Annotated in this window: 19 protein-coding genes; 11 read left to right on the top strand and 8 right to left on the bottom strand. The window is 33.0% G+C overall.

Annotated features, from left to right (window positions below; all coding sequences use genetic code 11):
* Positions 1 to 19: 19 nt before the first annotated feature.
* The 3 genes from NLG42_RS06390 to trxA all read right to left on the bottom strand — a co-directional run bounded on the left by NLG42_RS06390 (position 20) and on the right by trxA (position 4,063).
* Positions 20 to 946, bottom strand: coding sequence for a DUF58 domain-containing protein (locus NLG42_RS06390; protein WP_089057318.1), 927 nt, complete (start codon positions 944 to 946; stop codon positions 20 to 22).
* Positions 943 to 3,516 carry a M1 family aminopeptidase gene (locus NLG42_RS06385; RefSeq protein WP_257683288.1) on the bottom strand — a complete coding sequence of 858 codons (2,574 nt, stop codon included), beginning with the start codon at positions 3,514 to 3,516 and terminating at the stop codon, positions 943 to 945. The genes NLG42_RS06390 and NLG42_RS06385 overlap by 4 nt, the downstream gene beginning before the upstream one ends.
* Positions 3,517 to 3,745: 229 nt before the next feature.
* A complete protein-coding gene (trxA, locus tag NLG42_RS06380) occupies positions 3,746 to 4,063 on the bottom strand; it encodes a thioredoxin (protein WP_012023423.1) in 318 nt (105 codons plus the stop codon).
* 246 nt (positions 4,064 to 4,309) lie between these two features.
* Between trxA and NLG42_RS06375 the strand changes: the two genes are divergently transcribed.
* Together NLG42_RS06375 and NLG42_RS06370 are read left to right on the top strand one after the other, a co-directional pair.
* Positions 4,310 to 6,775 (top strand): AsmA family protein, encoded by a 2,466-nt coding sequence (locus tag NLG42_RS06375; protein WP_257683287.1) that lies wholly within the window; start codon positions 4,310 to 4,312, stop codon positions 6,773 to 6,775.
* Positions 6,776 to 6,853: 78 nt separating this feature from the next.
* Positions 6,854 to 7,648, top strand: a complete 795-nt coding sequence (locus tag NLG42_RS06370; protein ID WP_257683286.1) for an HNH endonuclease — start codon at positions 6,854 to 6,856, stop codon at positions 7,646 to 7,648.
* A 62-nt stretch (positions 7,649 to 7,710) separates the two neighbouring features.
* On the opposite strand, the gene NLG42_RS06365 is transcribed toward NLG42_RS06370, so the two are convergent.
* Positions 7,711 to 7,947: a hypothetical protein gene (locus NLG42_RS06365; protein ID WP_099717708.1), complete on the bottom strand. Its 237-nt coding sequence runs from the start codon at positions 7,945 to 7,947 to the stop codon at positions 7,711 to 7,713.
* 368 nt (positions 7,948 to 8,315) lie between these two features.
* On the opposite strand from NLG42_RS06365, the gene NLG42_RS06360 reads away from it, so the two are divergent.
* On the top strand, positions 8,316 to 8,630 hold the full coding sequence (locus NLG42_RS06360) for an HPF/RaiA family ribosome-associated protein (protein WP_089057310.1): 315 nt from the start codon (positions 8,316 to 8,318) through the stop codon (positions 8,628 to 8,630).
* 246 nt (positions 8,631 to 8,876) lie between these two features.
* Here NLG42_RS06360 and NLG42_RS06355 read toward each other — a convergent pair whose 3' ends face one another.
* Positions 8,877 to 9,530: an NAD(P)H-binding protein gene (locus tag NLG42_RS06355; protein WP_257683285.1), complete on the bottom strand. Its 654-nt coding sequence runs from the start codon at positions 9,528 to 9,530 to the stop codon at positions 8,877 to 8,879.
* 195 nt (positions 9,531 to 9,725) lie between these two features.
* On the opposite strand from NLG42_RS06355, the gene wrbA reads away from it, so the two are divergent.
* Positions 9,726 to 10,886, top strand: coding sequence for an NAD(P)H:quinone oxidoreductase (gene wrbA / locus NLG42_RS06350; protein ID WP_257683284.1), 1,161 nt, complete (start codon positions 9,726 to 9,728; stop codon positions 10,884 to 10,886).
* A gap of 50 nt (positions 10,887 to 10,936) precedes the next feature.
* On the opposite strand, the gene NLG42_RS06345 is transcribed toward wrbA, so the two are convergent.
* Entirely contained in the window at positions 10,937 to 11,614 is a 678-nt protein-coding gene (locus NLG42_RS06345) for a hypothetical protein (protein ID WP_257683283.1), read from the bottom strand.
* Positions 11,615 to 11,799: 185 nt separating this feature from the next.
* Between NLG42_RS06345 and NLG42_RS06340 the strand changes: the two genes are divergently transcribed.
* The 5 genes from NLG42_RS06340 to NLG42_RS06320 all read left to right on the top strand — a co-directional run bounded on the left by NLG42_RS06340 (position 11,800) and on the right by NLG42_RS06320 (position 15,898).
* Positions 11,800 to 12,291, top strand: coding sequence for a nuclear transport factor 2 family protein (locus tag NLG42_RS06340; RefSeq protein WP_089057306.1), 492 nt, complete (start codon positions 11,800 to 11,802; stop codon positions 12,289 to 12,291).
* A gap of 262 nt (positions 12,292 to 12,553) precedes the next feature.
* Positions 12,554 to 13,936: an ammonium transporter gene (locus tag NLG42_RS06335; RefSeq protein ID WP_089057305.1), complete on the top strand. Its 1,383-nt coding sequence runs from the start codon at positions 12,554 to 12,556 to the stop codon at positions 13,934 to 13,936.
* A 149-nt stretch (positions 13,937 to 14,085) separates the two neighbouring features.
* A complete protein-coding gene (gene trmB / locus NLG42_RS06330) occupies positions 14,086 to 14,763 on the top strand; it encodes a tRNA (guanosine(46)-N7)-methyltransferase TrmB (protein WP_089053773.1) in 678 nt (225 codons plus the stop codon).
* A 43-nt stretch (positions 14,764 to 14,806) separates the two neighbouring features.
* On the top strand, positions 14,807 to 15,445 hold the full coding sequence (locus tag NLG42_RS06325; protein WP_089057304.1) for a LysE family transporter: 639 nt from the start codon (positions 14,807 to 14,809) through the stop codon (positions 15,443 to 15,445).
* Between the two features lie 123 nt (positions 15,446 to 15,568).
* Positions 15,569 to 15,898: an MGMT family protein gene (locus NLG42_RS06320; RefSeq protein ID WP_257683282.1), complete on the top strand. Its 330-nt coding sequence runs from the start codon at positions 15,569 to 15,571 to the stop codon at positions 15,896 to 15,898.
* Between the two features lie 121 nt (positions 15,899 to 16,019).
* On the opposite strand, the gene NLG42_RS06315 is transcribed toward NLG42_RS06320, so the two are convergent.
* A complete protein-coding gene (locus NLG42_RS06315; RefSeq protein WP_257683281.1) occupies positions 16,020 to 17,345 on the bottom strand; it encodes a sensor histidine kinase in 1,326 nt (441 codons plus the stop codon).
* 106 nt (positions 17,346 to 17,451) lie between these two features.
* Positions 17,452 to 18,795 (bottom strand): sigma-54-dependent transcriptional regulator, encoded by a 1,344-nt coding sequence (locus NLG42_RS06310; RefSeq protein ID WP_099717712.1) that lies wholly within the window; start codon positions 18,793 to 18,795, stop codon positions 17,452 to 17,454.
* A gap of 157 nt (positions 18,796 to 18,952) precedes the next feature.
* Between NLG42_RS06310 and NLG42_RS06305 the strand changes: the two genes are divergently transcribed.
* Entirely contained in the window at positions 18,953 to 20,197 is a 1,245-nt protein-coding gene (locus NLG42_RS06305) for an efflux RND transporter periplasmic adaptor subunit (RefSeq protein ID WP_099717713.1), read from the top strand.
* 89 nt (positions 20,198 to 20,286) lie between these two features.
* Positions 20,287 to 20,994 carry an ABC transporter ATP-binding protein gene (locus NLG42_RS06300; protein WP_257683280.1) on the top strand — a complete coding sequence of 236 codons (708 nt, stop codon included), beginning with the start codon at positions 20,287 to 20,289 and terminating at the stop codon, positions 20,992 to 20,994.
* Positions 20,995 to 21,045: the final 51 nt, after the last annotated feature.

The raw sequence follows: 21,045 nt of genomic DNA, 5'->3' as shown, positions 1-21,045 counted from the left end.
GAAATAAATTTTCAAATATTTATCCAAAGTTTTGTTTTTCAACCAAATATGTTGTCAATATTTTTTCAAAATTATCGCCAACATTCACCGGAACGTACTTAATTTGGTTCTTCGCGCAGGTTAAAGCCAAGTTTTTAAAATAAGCTTCTACCCTTTTTTCATATTCAATTTTAACGTTATCGGCAAAAATCGAAACTTCTTCTCCTGATTCTAAGTCAATAAACTTTCTTGGCGCGTTGTCAAAATCAAATTTCAATTCAGTTTCATTATCAACTACATGAAACAAAACTACTTTGTGCTTGTTGTGTTTTAAATGCTGTAAAGCGTTAAAAAGCTTTTCATCATCTTCGGTCTGAAACATATCCGTAAACAAAATAATCATCGAACGACGGTGCATTTTCTCTGCAATCTGATGCAGATATGTAATAGTATCGGTCGTTTTTTTGACTTTTGGCTGCACCAATAATTCTTCCAGTTTATTCAACAGCATTCTATGATGGCGATCGCTTCCTTTTTCTGGAGCATAATATTCATATTTATCCGAGAAAACACTTAAACCAACGGCATCACGCTGTTTCTTTAAAATATTCATTAAAACCGCCGAAGCCAAAACCGCAAAACCAATCTTCTTTTCATAGAAAGGCTGATTCGATTTTAATTCAGGATAATGCATCGACGACGAATTATCTACGATAAGATGACAGCGTAAATTGGTTTCTTCCTCAAAACGTTTTGTGTACAAACGATCCGTTTTGGCAAATAGTTTCCAATCGATATGTTTGGTGCTTTCGCCTGCATTATAAACTTTATGTTCAGCAAATTCAGCCGAAAATCCATGAAACGGACTCTTGTGCATTCCAGATATAAAGCCTTCTACAACTTGATTCGCCAACATTTCGAGATGCTGAAAACTGGAGACTTTCTCTATTTCCGATTCGATTTTCATTCGGTTTCTTTTTTAATATTTTGTGCTTTATAAAGCAAATCTGTCGACATAAATAATTTACGTTTCAAGATCGGACTAAAATTAGGGTTTTCTTTTAAGAATCGCTGTACTTCATCAAAAGCAAATTTCGACGAATATTTTCCAACTGTATTATCAAGCCAGTCTTTTGGAAAGAAAATATCTCCTGTACGCTGAATTTCATCAACTAAATCTAATGAAAATCTAATATACTTTTGCGCACTTTCCTGACGAAGCGGATGATGAATATTCGCTAAACCAACCGAAACCCAAGATTCCTTTTCGCGGTTTGAATCGTCTTTTAAAGATTCCATAAAAGCATTTCGAACCAATTCGTCTTTCGATAATGATGGAAGCAGAAACGCAAAACGCTTTTGTTTATCAGGATTTGTAATCGTTGTTCTTGTTTTTTCCAGAATTTCATCTGCTTTTTCATGTTTGAAAATCGCCAAGTTCATCGCCATATTGGTAAAATCATCTTCATTCAATTTTAAGCCGGGAATTACAATTTCCTTATTCCAAATCTGATATAATTTGGCTTTCGCCGAATCTGAATAGGCAATCGAACTAAACAATCCAAATAAAGTCTTTTTAATATTCGCCGATAAATTCGCTTGCAAACGTTCATTCAAAATATCTTCAAGCTGTTTCTGAAATTTATTTTGTTGTTTTTCGGTAAAAAATCTCCAATAAATAGTATTCAAATTATTCGAAGCAATTCTCAAAACCAATTCATTTTCTTCTGTTTGAATTCCTTTTAAGAAGCATTCATAAGCTTTGTCTGGCGAAACATTTCCAATCAATGTATTTTCATAAAGATTACTGTAACTTGAAGCTCTTGCAACCTCATCTTTCAATGTTGCGATATACTTTAAATTATTCCCGTCAAGCGGAAAAACACCGTATCCAAAACCATTATAATTGTAAACAACAGAAAGTGGTTTTTCAAGTCCGACAGCTTCTTTTAAAACTAGATTTCCCTCTTTAATATTTGCCGTTAAAACCTTTACATTATCCTTGTAAACTAAACCAATCTGAAAAATCTGAGACCAGATATTATCTGATTTGTCTTCTGCTTTCTGAGTAATTTCAAATTTTTTGATTCGGTTTTTAGAATCGTATTCGATTTTATCTGTAAAAATGGCTCTTCCAGATTTGTTTACCCAAACCTCGCTCCATTTTTTCATATCAAGTGGCGTTTCGGCATCTAGAATTTCTACTAGATTATTCCAATCGGCATTGTCATTAGCATATTTTTGAATGTATTTTTCGATTCCTTTCTGAAAAGCTTCTTTTCCCATCGAAGCTTCCAACTGGCGCATCATAATTGGTGCTTTATTATAAATAATAGCTCCATAAAGCGAACCCGCATTTTTTAAATTTGCCAAATGCTGTTTTATTGGATGTGTTCCTAAAGATCGATCTTCCGCGTAAGCGCTTGCATAATGAGCGGTGAAAAACTGTAAATTATGATTGACTTTTGGAAAAATCGGGTTCATAATTTTGTCTGCCATAAAGTTGGCAAAAACCTCTTTCATCCAAACGTCGTCAAACCATTTCATGGTTACCAAATCGCCAAACCACATATGCGAGGTTTCATGCGCGATGAGTTTCGCACGGTTTAATTTCTCGCTGTCGGTTGCGCTGTTGTCAAGAAACAAAGTTGACTCTCGATATTGAATGGCGCCAACATGTTCCATTCCGCCATACTGAAAAACGGGAATTGAAGCGAAGTCTAACTTTTGAAACGGGAATTTATAATTGGTGTATTTTTCTAAAAAGTTCAAAGATTGCTGATGCAAATTGAAAATAGTATCGGCGCTTACGCGAAATTTTTCCTGACTGTTTTCACGATACAGCATTGTCATTTCTAAACCTGGTTTTTGCGTGGTACTTTTGAACTTTCCAGCAACAAAAGAGAACAAATAAGTACTCATTTTATCTGATTCTCCAAAAGTGTACAAAGTAAAATTGCCTTTTTCTAATTTCTCTTTTACATCGGCTCCAGCCAAAACTGACCAATCTTTTGGCACCGTAAGACTCAGTTTATAAGTCGCTTTTATATCTGGCTGATCAAAACACGGAAACAACGTACTCGCACGATCTGGAACTAATAAAGTGTATAAAAAATCATCGTTTCTATTCAACGATAAATTACCTGCAATAAAAGAAATTAAGATTGTGTTTTTTCCTGAAATCAAAGCTAACGGAGAAATTACAATATGTCCTTTTTCGTGAACAATTGCCATGCTTTTTCCGTTAACGGCAACTGACTTTATGTTCAACGTTTTTTCTTTAAAATCTAAAAGTAAGGGCTGACTTAAATCCGTTAAATTCAAATTTACGAGCAAGTGAGCATTTATATTCTCTTCTTTCTGATTTGGAATCTCGAAAGACAAATTATATTGAACATCTGAAATTTGTTTTTTACGAAATTGCGCCAATTGCTCTGAAACACCACTTTCTAGAATTATACTTTCTTTTTCTTTTGACTGAGAAAAACAACTCGGAATCAACATAAAAAAGCAAAGGAAGGTGTATAGATTTTTCATTTTTAAAAGAATATAAGATTCGTTAAAAATAAAAAATGTTTACCACGAATTCCACTAATTCCTGCGAATTAATTTAAAAAGTTTGCCCCTCCCGATAGTTATCTGGAGCAGTGAAAACTCAAGTAAAAATTTTAATTTGTGAAAATTTGTGAAATTCGCGGCAAGAAAACTCAAATAAAAAAGGTTTGACTTTCGCCAAACCTTCTTTATATAAATCATAATCTTACGATTACAACAAAGCGTCTAAACTATCTGCGTAGGTTTGTTTTGGAGCTACTCCTACTTGTTTCCCTACTACTTCACCGTTATGAAATACCAAAACGGTTGGTATGTTACGCACACCATATTTTGCAGCGAATTCTTGGTTTGCATCTACATCTACTTTACCAACAACTACTTTTCCTGCGTACTCATCGCTTAATTGGTCAATGATTGGACCAACCATTCTACAAGGACCACACCATGCTGCCCAAAAATCTACCATTACTGGTTTATCTGATTTTAAAACTACTTCATCAAAAGTAGCATCTGTTATTGCTAATGCCATAATTTCTTATCTTTTAAAATTATCGTCTGAATTGTTATGTTTCAAACTAGAGTACAAATTTAAAAATTTAAAACAAATGAAACATCATTCGTAAATTAGTTTTCATTATAAATGTATTGTCTTTAATTATATCAGTAATTAAAATCGTATTTTATAAGTTTAAACTTATAATGAGCTTCCTGTAATCTTTTTAAGAATAACATTCTTTTTTAGCTTATCTTTAATGATCCAGAAAAATTTATCCAGATGAGAGAACCTTTACAACAAATAAAAAACTTTTTTCAGTCGGTTGGTTTTAAAAAATATGCTAAACGTTTTGGTTTTTTTATTTTGGGACTTATCGCATTACTTTTAATTGCCTGTGGAGGATTATCGATCTATTTCAACAGAAACAAAACCGAAATTATTGCCAAAGTAAACGCCAAAATCAACGAAAATATAAATGGAGAATTTCATATTGGCGACTTTCATTATAAGTTTTTAACTGGTTTTCCTAATTTCACTTTAGCTTTAAATGATGTTGAACTCAAAGACAAAAAATGGAATACACATCATCATACTTTATTAAAAGCCAAAGAAATTGAAGCCCGACTCAATATTTGGAGTTTATTGCATAATGAACTTAATATTCATAAAATCCTTATTAACGACGCTAATATTTACATTTACAAAACTAAAGACGGATATACTAATTCAGACATTTTTAAACAAAAAAAGAAAAAAGATCCGCAAAAAAAAACAGAAACCGAAACTACAATTGATCAAATCGACCTCAACAATGTTCGGGTTACTATAAATAACCAACTCGGAAATAAATTATTTGATTTTGATGTTCACAATTTAAACTCTAAAGTAAATTACGATGGAGACGACTGGAATACTGATTTATTTCTAGACACTCAAATAAACAGTCTTGCTTTTAATACTGTTCACGGAAGTTTTGCTAAACAAAAGGAATTAAAAGGGACTTTGAATGTATCGTATTCTGTAAAAAAACAAAAAATTGATATTGCAACCAAAGGTCTAAAAATAGGCACAGATTCATTTGATATTGTGGCGTATTTTAATATCGGAAAAACCAATTCGCTTTATGGAATAAACATAGACACTCATATTTTATGGAGTAATGCGTCGAATTTATTATCGGCAAATATTAGTTCTAAACTTAATCGATTTGATTTAAAAGAGCCAATTGCTGTAAACTGTGATCTAAAAGGAGATTTAAATGTTCATGACGATCCTAAAATAGTGGTGCAGGCAATGTGCAAAAACAATGAGCTTACGATTCCTGACGGACAAATTAAGAAATGTAATTTTAAAGGAATTTTTACCAATAATTTCAAGCCTAAGGAAGGTTTTAATGATCCAAACTCAGCAGTTATTTTAACTCGATTTTCTGGAGAATATCAAAATATTCCGCTTTCAATTCCGCAGTTATCCATTAATAATCTTGAAAAACCAATTGCAACCGGAACTGTAAATTCTGATTTTGATGTAGAAAAACTGAATGAAATAAGCAATGATAAATGGATCAATTTTACAGAAGGTCATGCAAAGGCTAACCTGGACTTTCAATTTGACATTGTCGATTTATACATCAACAAACCTAAATTTATTGGCAGTGTAAATGTTGAAAATACTTCGTTTGATTTTATTCCGAAAAAAGTTCATGCCGAAAAAGTAAACGTCCAACTTGACTTTACCGAACAGGCTTTGCTCATTAAAAAAATCACTTACAAACACAACAAAAACACTATTATTATCGATGGTAAAATTGACAATTTCCTCAATCTATACTATAACGCTCCCGAAAAAATGGTTGTAAATTGGAATATTTACTTTCCAAATCTTGATTTGAAACAATTTTTGGGTGTTTTAGCAGCTTCTCAAAAAAGTAAAACTGTGGCTAAAAATAAAAAACCAACAATCTCAAACCAATTACGAACAGTAATCGAAAAATGTGCGGTTGTTATTGATATTAAAGCTGACAAAATAAATTACAATAAATTGACTGCCACAAATACAACGGCACGCATACAAATGATCGATTCTAGACTGCTTATAAAAAATGGCTCACTGCAAACTTCTGGCGGAAGTATAACTTTTAACAGCGAAGTTAAACCCAGCGGAAACAACTATGCTTTTAGCTCAAACGCACAGGTTAACCGAGTTGACATTGCAAGTTTTTTAAAATCGTTTAACAATTTCGGAATCAAATCTTTCAGCCCAAACAACATTAAGGGACGCCTTACAAGCACTGCCAATGTAAATGGTTTTATTAATAGTCACGGAGAATTAATCACCAATTCGATACACGGCAAACTCGATTTTAATGTTAATCAAGGCGCTTTGGTAAATTTTCAGCCAATTGTAAAAATAGGCAAGTTTGCTTTTCCTTTTCGTGATGTCGAGAATATCACTTTCAGCGATTTGTCCGGTCATCTTAACATGCGCGGTGAGCAAGTAGACGTAAACAATTTAACGATAAGTTCCAGCGTACTAAACATTGATGTTGACGGAATTTACTCTTTTGGCCGAGGAACCAATCTCGCCTTAACAATTCCGCTTAGAAACTCTAAAAACGACGCCAAACTCGCCAGCAAAGCCGAACGCGATGCTGTTCGCGAACGCGGAATTGTCCTGCATTTAATTGCTCTTGATGATAATGGAAAAATGAAGATTAAGTGGGGGAAGAAGGATAAAGAAAAGTAAAAATCACTTCCGTTTTTATCATTTAAAAAAATGATTCTATAATACATATTTTTTACATTTACTGTAAACAAATTATAAATGCCACAACCAAAAACCAAAACCAGACTCTGGACACGAGAGGAATTTATCGTTGCTCTAAATTTATATCTTACAATTGAATACAAAAAAATCAATCATCAAAATCCAGATGTAATTAAACTAGGCAATTTAATAAACAGAACCCCCAGTTCAATATCTATAAGATTAGCCAACTTTGCCAGCGTAAATCCATATCATCAACAAAGAGGTGCGGGAGGCTTGCAAAATGGCGGAAAGAAAATTCAATCTATTTGGGATGAATTCTTCAATAATAGAGAAGAATTATTGTTTATGAGTGAGGAAATTATTGCCAAAAAAGAGAATACATCTATTAAAAATAAATATGAAAACATTCTTTTAGATCTAAAAGATTTACAAGGAGAAACAGTTATACGTGAAATAAAATCAAGAGTAAATCAATGTGTGTTTCGAAAAATGGTCTTAACAAACTATTCATCTAAATGTGCAATAACAGGAATTGACATTCCCGAATTACTATTTGCTAGTCATATTGTTCCATGGTCAAAAAATGAAAAAGAAAGATTAAATATAGAAAATGGAATTTGCTTCTCGGCTCTTTATGACAAAGCATTTGACAAAGGTTTGATTGGAATAAATACAAATCATGAAATAATATTTTCGGATACACTTAAGAAGAAAAAAGGAACAGAATTTTTCAATACATATTTTAGTTTAATTGAAAATCAAAAAATAAAATCTCCTCATATTGCGCCGCGAAAAGAGTTTCTAGAATATCATTTGGATACGATTTTTAATAAACAAACAGCATTATAATTAAAACCTAGATATTCTAAAAACATAAAAAAAGCCACTTCATAAGTGGCTTTTTCATTTTCTTAATTCTCAACATCAAAATAAGGATTTAAAATCTCGGCTAATTCATTGAGCCAATAATAACCTTTTTCGAGGTTTATTTTCTCGGTTTCGAATGTTTCGCAATCGCGAATTATGCTTAAAGCAATTAAATAATTGATTTGTCGGATTGCTTTTGCCAGACTTTTGGGATCAACTGTTTGGTTGAAAAAATTGGCTAACCGCAATTCGGTTTCTTTTGAAAGCGTGTTTGTACTCATAATCTCGAAATTTAGGAAATATAAAACCCGTATGGGTTAGCTGTCCTACGCCTTCGAGAACGCGTTGTGGTTGTTTCCAATACCGCCAGCGTACCATACGGGCAAAAAGTTTTGTTGTGTTCATATTCTCGATGTTTAGGACTGTAAATATATTAAAAAAAACCTGAGCAGATTATGTGATTTTCTTACATTTTGGCTTGTTTACTGTTGTGGAGTTACTTGCGGAGATTCCTCTCTCGAAGCCTCGGGATCGGAATGACAAACAAGACGATAAATCGTATATTTTTTTCATAATTTTTTATTAATCTCTTTGGCTTTTTGCGCTAAAAAAGATAGCTTTGAGAAACAATCATTAAATATAAACCGATATGAAAATTCAAATCAATACCGACAAGAACATCGAAGGACATGAAAGATTAGCAGCTTATTTTTCTGAAGAATTAGAAAAAGGTTTAGCTCGTTTTGAGGAAAAAATAACCCGCATTGAAGTACATTTTGGAGATGAAAATGGAGAAAAATTTAGTGTAAACGATAAAAAATGTGTAATCGAAGTTCGTCCTGTAAAATTACAGCCTATTACCGTAACAGAACATGCCGATACACTCGAAAAAGCTTTTAGCGGCGCTTTAACTAAAGCAAAGAAATCATTGACTACTACTTTCGAAAAATTGAAGGCACATTAATATAAACATCACATACAAAAATGGCATTATCTCAAATCAAGATAATGCCATTTTTTTTTATCGTAAACCTGTTGCGTAAAATAAAAACATTAAACACATAGAAACATAGATTTTATGACTCGAAAAGGAGACAAAAAGAAACATGTTTCTTTCGCATAGCTGTTTATTTGTGTTTAAATAAGTGAAACTCCTAATTTTGACTACAAAAACTATGTTTCTATGTGTTACACAAATTGCATCAATACGCTACAATAAAGCATTCATTTCTTTCCAATGCAGTATATTAACTGGTTCGTTAAATTTCGCAGCGCTTTTAACCATTGCTTTTGCAATATCTCTGGCTTCAATTCCTTTATAAGCGCTTAGTTTTCCAACAAATAACGGATTGATGACTTTAAAAACCGCTTTAAAAACTTTTTCCAGTGGTCGGTTTTCTTTTCGATCTCCTAAAATCATCAAAGGACGAAAAATATAAGTATGATCAAAATTTAAATTAATAATATCTTGCTCTGCCTCGCCTTTTGTTTTCACATAAAAAACAGATGAATTTACATTTGCGCCAATTGCAGAAACCAAGAAGACTGATTTTGCTCCGTTTTCTTTAGCAAGTTTTGCTGCCAAAACTGGATAATCATGATCTATTTGATAGTACACTTTTTTATCTGGTGTTTTCTTTTGCGTTGTGCCAAGCGAAATAAAAACTTCATCTATTTCAATGCCTTGCACTACATTGGCTAATGAATGAAAATCACCTATCAGCGTTTTTAATTTTGGATGCTGTATATTTAAATCTTTTCGAACAACAATTACAACTTGTTCATAAGCATCATCATTCAATAAGTTTTCTAGAATGTACGATCCAACCAGTCCGCTCGCGCCATATACAATTGCCTTTTTCATAAAATAGAAAATTTGTTTTCCCGAAGTTAGAAAATTATCAGTTTACTTTATTAATAACCTTTTGGGCCAAGTTATATATTAAGATAATAATAACGTTTTTCGATAATGTAAGAAGTAAATTTGCAGTCCCAAAAATAAAACTTGAAAACAAGTACATAGTTGGGATTTTATACCATAATTATTAAAAATACATTCATGAAAAAGCAATTACTCGCATTATTAATCACCATTTTTATAGGCTTTGGCGCTAGTGCACAAGTAAAAACACCGGAAACAAATATTCTAGTTTTAATTTATTCGCAAAACGGAGGTACATATAAAATGGCTAAAGCGATTGCCGAAGGAATTCAGGAATATCCAAATACAAAAGCAATTATAAAAAGAGTTCCCTCAATAAATACAAAAGAAAAACTAAATTCTGATGTAGAAAAACTGCCAGTTGCAGTTATTGATGAATTGGTTAATTATGATGGAATCGCATTTGGAAGTCCTGTTCATTTTGCCAATATTAGTGCCGATATGAATTACTTTTTCAGCCAAAGTATTCCGCTTTGGACTTCAAGAGCTTTAGAAGGAAAACCTGCAACAGTATTTATGTCTGCAGGATCTGGTGCAGGAAAAGAAGCTGCAATTTTATCTTTCTGGAATATTCTTGCTTCTCACGGAATGTTAATTGTTCCTACTGGAATTATGGGAACAGCTGGTTTAGACAAATCTATTCCGCAAGGAAATACGCCATTTGGAGCCACTGCATTAACAGGATCAACTGGAACACGACCTTCTTCAAGCGAATTAAATTTAGCTAAAGAACAAGGAAAAGCTTTAGCAAGAGCAGCATCTGGATTAAAAAACACAGAAAATATCAAAACTGTGAAAACAACTTCTACAGAAACTAAAACTGATATCAACAAAACATTAAAAGACAACAATATTGTGCTTCCTGAAGCTCCTAAACCAGTTGGAAATTATGTTCCGTATACGATTTCGAATCACAAAGTATACATTAATCAAGTTGCCTTAAAAGAGGGAAAAATTTTAAATCCCGGCAAAGTTGGCGCAGGTGTTACAGATGAGCAAGCAAAAGAAGCAACATATCAAACAATGCTGAATGTAATTGCGGTTTTAAAAGAAGCTTGCGGAGGCGATTTGAATAAAGTAAAACAATGTGTGCAGTTAACAGGATTTTTTAATACTACTCCCGAATATACGCAACACGCTGGAATTATGAATTCGGCTTCAAATTTAACCGCTTTGGTTTTTGGAGAAAAAGGAAAACATGCCAGAGCTACAATTGGCGCAGTTTCACTTCCTGTAAATTCGGCTGTAGAAATTCAGGCGATTTTTGAAATTGAATAAGATCGTATGATTTAAAACAAAAAGCGGAATACAATTGTATTCCGCTTTTTTTATGATTTTGGTAAAGGTGCTCCCACTGCAATATCACAGCGATGTCCTGGTTGTCCGTGTGCCGGATTCATTCCTTCGGCTACCTTTTGAGTAGTTTCTGTACTTAACAAAGCTGGAACTGGATTTGCAGCCGGCGGCGGCGTTACCGTAAAATTTTGTGTCGCTGTTCCGCTTTGCGGAGTTGAAGCCGCAGCAGTAGTAGTTTTTGCAACTGGCGAATTTAAAGGTGCTCCAACTGCAATGTCGCATCTATGTCCAGGTTGTCCGTGTGGCGGATTCATCCCTTTGGCTACTTTTGCAGGCGCAGCAACTGTGGTTGTTACTACATTTTTTTGATTCGGATTTACTTGTACCGTTTGAGCCGTCTGCGTTGTTTGAGCCTGTTGTACAGGAGCAGAATTTAGCGGAGCTCCAACAGCAATATCACAACGATGTCCTGGCTTTCCATGAGCAGGATTTAATCCCTTTGTCTCACTCAAAACTGTATTTGGGTTTGCAGCTGGCATTTGCTGTTGCTGTTGTTCTACCACTGACTTCGTTTTTGCGGTGTCTTTTGCCAAACCTAATTTTACTAATTCAGAAGTTGGTGTGCTCTCCTGAGGTTCTAATTCTTTTTTACAAGAAACCAGAAGTAAAGAAGTAATAACAAATGAACTTATAAAGATTTTCGGATTCATATCTAATGTGTTTAAAGCACTCAAATATACTCGTTTTTTTAAAACTAAACCTTAAAGGAATCTAAGATAATTTTGAGTTTACTTTAGGCTTCTTAATAGATTAATCTCGTAAAAGCTCAAAGTTTTTCATATTGCTTATTTATAGTTTAAAAAATTAATACCTTTAAACTAAAATAGTATCCCACATGAAAAAAACACTCTTATTACTTTTATTTGTTACTGCTTTTGCAAATGCTCAAACCTCAGACAAAGATAAAATCAATCAAACAATAGATGCTTGGCACAAAGCTGCCGGTGATGTAAAATTTGACGCTTATTTTAACTTAATGGCAGACGATGCTATTTTTATTGGAACTGATGCAACTGAAAACTGGACTAAAAAAGATTTTAAAGTTTGGGCAAAACCCTTTTTTGACAAAGGAAAAACTTGGAATTTTACAGCTTTAGAACGCCATATCTTTTTTGACAAAACAGGAAAAACCGCTTGGTTTGACGAATTGCTGAACACACAAATGAAAATCTGCCGAGGTTCTGGTGTTTTGGTTAAAGTGGGAAAAGAATGGAAAATTCAACATTATGTTTTGTCAATGACAATTCCAAACGATGAAGTTAATGCTGTAATTAAAATAAAAGCGCCAATTGAAGATGCTTTGATTGCAAAGCTTCAAAAAAAATAAACATTTTTCGACTTTATTCTTATAAACATAACTTTTATAGCGCTTTACGGCTTCATAAATCAAATTAATTATAATACAATTGACAATTTAGAGCATAATTTAGATCATCAAAATAAAGTAGTCTTAAAAAAAGAACTTAAATTTTACAAAATCAACTAAAATTAAAACACAACCACTATTTTAACAGCCCTCAAAATCTAAATATTTATTTTTTTTTAACTTTGACCCCAAAAAAAATAGGGTTCAATAAAGTATTTGAAAAATGAAAATAGAGAAACGCTGGATCATTTCCTTTATTATTATAAGTATTATTTGCATTACAGGTGCATTTTGGCCAACTGTTACTGAAAACAGTTATGTTTTATCTGAATTTGGCACGACAGAACATATTGTACCTGCAGATGTTGCCTGGATGCTGACCTCTTGCTGTTTGGTTTTAATCATGACACCGGGATTATCTTTTTTTTATGGCGGAATGGTAGGCAAGAAAAATGTCATTTCGACCATGCTTCAAAGTTTTATCTGCTTAGGAGTTGTAACACTTTTATGGGTTGTTGTGGCTTTTAGTTTAGCTTTTGGAGATCCTGTTGGTTTTAGTTCTGGAGATCATTTTTACAGTTTCTTTGGTAATCCAACAACGTTTGCTTTTATGGATTATGTGGGCGTTTTGCCTCATAAACAATTAGCCAATACAATTCCGTTTATGCTTTTTGCCTTGTTTCAAATGAAATTTGCCATTATTGCACCAGCTATTATTACTGGTTCCTTTGCAGAACGTGTTCGTTTTATATCGTATTTACTTTTCATCAGCTTATTTACTATTTTCATTTACGCGCCTTTATGCCACTCTGTTTGGTATCCAACAGGTATTTTAGGAAGTTATTTTGGCGTAAAAGATTTTGCTGGAGGAACTGTCGTTCATATGAGTTCCGGTTTTGCCGCACTTGCTGGTGTTATTGTTTTAGGAAAAAGAAAAAACAGTCAGCATATACCAACTAATATTCCGTTTGTATTACTAGGAACTGGAATGTTATGGTTTGGATGGTTTGGCTTCAACGCTGGTTCTGCACTTGCTGCAAACGGAACTGCTGCTATGGCTTTTGCGACTACAACAACTTCATCTGCCGCAGCGATGTTAACTTGGATTTTCTTTGACCGAATGAACGGAAGAAAAGTTTCGGCACTTGGAGCCTGTATTGGCGCAGTTGTAGGTCTTGTTGCGATAACGCCTGCTGCAGGATTTGTATCGGTTCCAGAAAGTATGTTTTTTGGTTTTGTAACCGCTTTAGTTTCAAACTCTGCTGTAAACTGTCGTTTTTCGAAAAAATTTGATGATACACTTGACGTTTTCGCTTGTCATGGTGTTGGCGGAATTATGGGAATGATTTTAACTGCCATTTTTGCTCACGGTAAAGATGCAAGCTTGCTGCACGGAGGTTGGAATGTATTTGCACACCACATGATGGCGCTTGTTTTGGTTTCTATATTTACTTTCTTCGGAGCTTATTTCTTGTTTAAAGTAACAAATTTCATTATTCCGTTAAGAGTTTCTGAGGAATCAGAACATATGGGATTGGATTTGTCGCAGCACGACGAATCACTTGATCCAAAAGCACATTCAATTACAGAACCTCATTATGGGTAAAATGTGTGCCACAGATTTCACAGATTCTCACAGATTAAAAAAAAAGAAATCCAGAAAATCTGTGAAATCTGCGGCTAAAAAAATTTAAACCATAATTACATCTCGTCCATTCGTTTATATTCCTTAATTTTGCGGAAAATTTTTGTAAAGTGGGAAGTAAAAATAAACTAAAAAGATTCAGAGAAAACGAAACATTTCAAAACGTTTTTCAACCAACTAGAGAAGAAGTTGTAGGCAACTTAATGCCTTTAAGAGGAAAATGGAATTCTGATTTCTTTAAAAATGACAATCCTTTAGTTTTAGAATTGGGATGCGGGAAAGGTGAATACTCTGTTGGATTAGCTGAAAAATATCCTAACAAAAATTTTATTGGTATCGACATTAAAGGTGCTCGTTTCTGGCGTGGTGCAAAAACTGCTGTTGAAACTGGTCTTCATAATGTGGCATTTATTCGAACTCAAATCGAATTAATCAATCATATTTTTGCAGAAAACGAAGTTGATGAAATCTGGATTACTTTTCCAGATCCGCAAATCAAATATAAAAGAACAAAACACAGAATGACGAATTCTGAGTTCTTGAAACTTTACAAAAAAATCCTTAAAAAAGACGGTGTCGTGAATCTTAAAACCGACAGCGAATTTATGCACGGTTATACACTTGGATTACTTCATGGTGAAGGACACGAAGTTTTGTATGCAAATCATAATGTGTACAAAAATGAGGGAAGTCCTGAAGAAGTTACTGCTTTTCAGACTTTTTATGAAAAACAATATTTAGAAATTAACAAGGCAATTACGTATATTCGTTTCAAAATTAAAGACTAATTTAATTTTAAAACCTCTTTTTTTAACCTACTAAAACAACTGAATGGCATTATTCACTCCATTACTTTCAGGTTTTATTGCCGCTGCAATTGGGATTATTCCGCCGGGTTTAATCAATATGACGGCAGCTAAAATAAACTTGAAAGAGGGAAAAAAGAACGCCTTATGGTTTGTAATTGGTGCTGTTTTAGTTATTTTTTTTCAGGTTTACGTTGCTGTTTTATTTGCCCGAGTTATAGATAATCGCCCAGATGTTGTAACCTTACTGCGTGAAGTAGGTTTTGTTATTTTTTCAATCTTAACGATTTACTTTCTATTTATTGCCAAAGAACCTCAAGGTAAAAAGAAATCAAAGATTAAAAAAAGCAGTAAAAAAAGCCGTTTCTTTCTCGGAATGCTTCTTTCTGGTTTAAACTTCTTCCCTATTCCTTATTATGTTTTAGTGAGCGTAACGCTCGCTTCTTATCATCTTTTTGCGTTCGAAAACAATACCATTTTTACTTTTGTTTTAGGTTCTGTCTTAGGTTCATTTGCTGTTTTGTACAGCTACATCGCTTTCTTTGAAAGAATTGAAAAGAAAACGGATTACTTGATGCGAAACATGAACACGATTATTGGAAGCATTACAGGTTTAGTTGCCATTGCAACACTTTTTAATATTTTGAATTATTATTTCGGATAATTTTACAGCCACAGATTAAAATGATTTTTTTACTTTGTGGTTAAATATTTTTCTCGCATATTTTACAAATCAGACAGATAAATCTATTTAATCCTTTTAATCAGTGGCAAAAAAACTTAATTTATGGCTGAGGAAAATTTTTTCGAAAGAGTTTATGTAATCGCCAGGCAAATTCCGTTTGGAAAAGTAACTTCATATGGTGCAATTGCAAAAGCTTTAGGAACCGCGCGATCCGCGCGAATGGTTGGCTGGGCAATGAACGCCTGCCATAATATGGATGATGTTCCTGCGCACAGAGTCGTTAACCAAAAAGGACTTTTGACAGGAAAACATCATTTTGACGGAACAAATTTAATGCAACAGCTTTTAGAAAACGAAGGAATAAAAGTAGTAAACAATCAAATTGTAGATTTCGAAAAACATTTTTGGACTCCTGATATTTCCACCATATAAGTGCTATAAGTTTATTTAAACTGGGCTCAATACTATATGATAAGCTTTGCCAAAGTTGGTTAATGGCAGGAAATCACATACTTTCTAAATGAACTTATAGCACTTATATGGTTCATTCTTCTCAAATTAAACAAATCACAAAACTTGTTTTATCCTCGTCAGTCTGGTAGCTTAAATAACCTCCGTGAGCTTCAATGATATTTTTTGAAAGAGTTAGTCCAATTCCTGCGCCATCTTTTCTGGTAGTGAAAAAAGGTAGAAATATTTTGTCTTGAATTTCTGGATCAATTCCTTTTCCGTTATCCGAAATCACAATAAAAAAGCGATTGTTTTCTGTATAACTCGACAAAAATAACTGCTTTTCACTTTCTTCTTTCAAAGCATAAATACTATTGGTTATCAAATTTATAATTACCTGTTCCATCTGATTTTTATCAATCAAAATAGAACGAGAACTATGAGTTTCATTTACCAGTTCGATATTTTCGCTTTTTAAAATAGGATTCATTACCCTGAGACAATCCTCAAAAAGAGCATTAATCTGTGTCATTTCTTTCACTGGAGTTGGCAGCATGGCAAGTTTACGATAACTTTCGACAAAATCCTGCAAGTGATCACTTCTGTTTATAATGGTCGAAATACTGCTTTTTATGTCTTCAAAATCATCTTCTTCTAGTTTTTCCTGATCTACAATTTGAAGTAAATTTTGCGAAAGTGCACGAATCGGCGTTAAAGAATTCATTAATTCGTGCGAAATAATTTTCATTAAATTAATCCACGCTTCTTTTTCCTTTTTCTCGATAACACGCTGAATACTATCTAATAAAATGATAAAATATTCTTTTTTATACGTTTGAGTTCTTGAAGTCTGCAATATAAACGTCTGCAAATCCTGATCTTCAATTTTAATTGAAATCGCCGATTTTAATTCACTGAATTCCGTTTTCTCAATTTCAAAACAAAGCGATGACAAATAATTTTTAAGATATTTCCAATGACTGACTTTTGGAACTTTAAACAAACGAGAAAAACAGTCATTCATTAAAAAAATCTTCCAATCCTCATCTTCTTTTTCGAGAATTACAGCCGCAGTATCAATGTTGTTTAATAAAGACTGATAAATAAGTTCTTTTGAAGTTTGCTCTTGATGCCTTAATTTTAGAGCTTCATACAAAGCATACAAACTTTTAAAATTGTCTTTTTTATTCTCTTCAGGAAAGTTCTTAGAAAAATCATCCTGCAAGATCGACAGCAGAGTTCTGTCATAAAACTGCAATTTATTTTTTACATAAAAATACAATTCAACCAGCATTATCAAAGCAAAAGAACCAACTAAAATCGCATTGAAATAAAACATTTTATAGATAAGAAAAAAACAAAAGAAAAAGAGAATCATCACAAACAAAACTCGTGTAAAAAAAGCATTATAAAATTTCCAGTTTTTCATTTAATTTTTTTTTTGAGCCGCTCCAGATAGTTATCAAATAAAATAATTTTGGCTGTACCTTTAAATTTCAAACAGATTCAGCAATAAAATTCTTCACTCTTTACTCTCAATTCTTTAAATCATATTTCTCAATTCTTCTATACAATGCCGCTCTTGACAATCCAAGTTCTTCAGCTGTTTTACTGATATTTCCGTGATGTTTAAAAAGCGTTTTTTCGATAGCCGTTTTCTCCATTTCCGATAACTGGTTTTCATCATTTTCTTGAATTTCTTCAAAATCTAAAATATCAAGATCGTGTACTGAAATGGTATTGTTATCGGCTAAAATTAAAGCGCGCTCAATTTTATTTTCCATTTCACGAACATTTCCTTTCCAAGGGTATTTTTCTAAATATGCAGCTGTATTTTCGTCAAAATGCCAGTTTTCTTGATTGTATTTTGCCGCAATCTGTTCTAGAACAAAATGCGCCATCGGAACAATATCTTCTTTACGTTCACGAAGAGACGGCAGAATAATTTCCATAGTATTAATACGATACAGTAAATCTTCTCTAAACGTTTTATTTTTTACTTCGGCTTTTATATCATTGTTAGTAGCCGAAATAATCCTCACATTTAAAGGTCTTGCTTTACTTTCGCCTAACCTAGTAACGGTTTTTGTCTGAAGTACATGTAATAGCTTTGATTGGAGATGAAGCGGAATATTTCCTATTTCATCTAAAAAAATAGTACCGTTTTGTGCCATTTCAAATCTACCGGCAGTATCCGTTTTCGCATCTGTAAAAGCGCCTTTTGCGTATCCAAAAAGTTCGCTTTCGAATAAATTATCACTCAAAGAACCTAAATCAACATGAACAAAGGCTTCTTTTTTACGTTCTGAATTTTGATGAATATACTCGGCAAAAACATATTTTCCTGTTCCGTTTTCACCCAAAATCAAGACATTTACATCTGTTCTGGCAACTTTTTCGGCAATAGAATAGGCTTGTTTTATTTTTTGAGAAGTGCCAATAAAATATTGTTTTTCCGTTTTTTCTACAATTGGCTTTTTGCTGTTTTTTCTGCTTTCTGCAACAGCTTTATCAATAGTCTCCAGCAGTTTTTCGTTATGCCAGGGTTTTAAAACATAATCAAAAGCGCCAATTTTAATTCCTTCAACTGCCGTATCAATTTTTCCGAAAGCAGTCATTAAAATTACAACGGTATGCGGCGAAAATGTTTTGATTTCTTTCAGCCAATGAATTCCTTCACGGCCATCTTCAAAACCAATTCTGTAATTCATGTCGAGTAAAACAACATTAACTTCATTTTCGTTTAAAATCGAAAAAATTTTCTTTGGACTATTTGTTGTAAAAATCGTTTCAAAATGTTTTTTCAGAATCATTTTGGCCGAAAAAAGAATTTCCTCCTGATCGTCAACAATTAATATTTGGGCTTGCTTTTTTCTCATGCTGTATTTTTTTGTCCGATTTTGAACGATCAACTGTTCATTATCGAACACTCACTTTTGGAATGACTTTTTTGAGCTTCTTTAAAATCAATACTTTACAAATAATAAATTTTATGGCACAGTATTTACCTATTGATTATCAGTAAATTATTTAAAAATGGACACGGTAATTCCTCGTAAAAATAGAAAATTTAGACATCTGACAATAGCAATTGCAGTTTTTTTAGCTTTGGGCGCAATTGTCTTTTTTTCTTTCAATTCAAAAAGAAGTTTAAACGTAAAAGCAGAAGAACTTTCGATTCAAAAAGTTGAAAAAGCTTTTTTTGAGGATTTTGTTGTTTTCCAAGCAAAGGTTGAACCTTTAAATGTAATGCTTGTAAATGTTACTGAAGGAGGATCTGTAAAAGAGATCTTTGTCGAAAATGGTGCAATGGTTACAAAAGGGCAATCGCTGGCTCGTTTATACAACCCAAATACTGAACTTAATTACTTAACTCAGGAAACTGCAATTATTGAGCAGATTAATAATTTGAATACTGGGAAATTGAACATTAGAAATCAAGAATTGAATTTGACTAAAGATTTAGTCTTGATCGAGCATGATTATAATGATGCAAAAAGATTGTACGACATGAATTCTAAGTTGTTTGAAAAAGATGTAATTTCTAAGAATGACTGGAATAGTTTTAAAGAAAGTTTACGTTTTCAGCAGGAAAGAAAAAAAACAATTCAGCAGAGTATTCAAAAAGAAAAGCAATCTAATCAATTGCAGATTTCTCAAATTAACCGTTCGATTCAAACGATGGAAAAAAGCTTGGATATTTTAAGAAACAACAAAAAGAATTTCTTGATTACAGCTCCAGAGACTGGTCGATTGACTTCGTTTGAGCCTGTTTTAGGAAAAACATTTCAGGCTGGAGCAAGCATTGGAAAAATTGATTCGAAAAAAGGGTATAAACTGACTGCTGAAATTGATGAATTTTATCTTGAAAAAATTAGAGAAGGTTTAAAAGGTCAGGTTGAATTTAAAGGAAAAACTCTTGAAGTTCTGGTAACTAAAGTAATTCCAGAAGTAAAAAGCGGACATTTTAGTGCTGAATTGGCTTTTACATCTAAAGAAAATATTGCTTTACAAGATGGTTTAAGCTTTGGTGTAAAACTGATTTTGTCTGAAAAAAATAAAACAATGGTAATTCCTAAAGGAGCTTTTAATCAGGAAACTGCCGGCAAATGGATTTTTGTCGTAAAAGGAAATAAAGCCGAAAGAAGAAATATAAAACTAGGCCGAGAAAACCCTTCTTATTATGAAGTCTTGAGCGGACTAAACGAAGGGGAATCTGTGATTACCTCATCGTATACAGATTACAAGGATATTGAGGAATTGTCGATTCAGCCGAAGTAAATCCAATCTTGTCATTTCACATTTTACAATCATAAAAGTTTCAATCATCAATCAAAAAACATTTTAAAAACATTTAACACCAAAAAGATATGATAACAATACAAAATTTAACCAAAGTATTTAGAACTGAAGACGTTGAAACTGCTGCTTTGAGCGGTATTAATTTAGAAATTAAAAAAGGTGATTTTTTAACTATTATGGGACCTTCGGGCTGTGGAAAATCGACTTTGTTAAATATTATTGGGCTTCTAGACAGTGCTGACAGCGGAAGTTATAAATTGTTAGATCAGGAAATGATTGGTTTAAAAGAAAAAGGAAGAGCACAAGTTCGCAAGGAAAATATTGGGTTCATTTTTCAAAACTTCAACTTAATCGATGAACTTTCTGTTTATGATAATATCGAACTGCCATTGCTTTACAACAATGTTAAAGTGGCTGATAGAAAACAAAAAATTGAAGCAATTGCAGAAAAACTAAATATCTCACATCGATTAAAACATTTTCCGCAGCAGCTTTCTGGCGGACAACAGCAAAGGGTTGCAGTTGCAAGAGCTTTAGTTAACGATCCGAAAATTATTTTGGCCGATGAGCCTACAGGAAATTTGGACAGTAAAAATGGTAATGAGGTTATGGAACTTTTAACTGATTTGCATGCTAAAGGTGCTACGATTTTGATGGTTACGCACTCTGATTATGATGCCTCTTTTTCGCAAAGAACGATTCATATGAAAGATGGTGTTATATTCTCTGAAAAGTTAAATCAGAGAAATGTAGATGTTTTTATGGACGCTAAATAAATCAAGATGATAAACTTTGTTATTACCGCAATCACAGTCCTGGTTGGATTT

Origin of the sequence: Flavobacterium plurextorum, from assembly GCF_024638035.1 — a bacterium.
Taxonomy (GTDB): domain Bacteria; phylum Bacteroidota; class Bacteroidia; order Flavobacteriales; family Flavobacteriaceae; genus Flavobacterium; species Flavobacterium plurextorum.
This window is presented reverse-complemented; position numbering and strand designations above follow the sequence as displayed.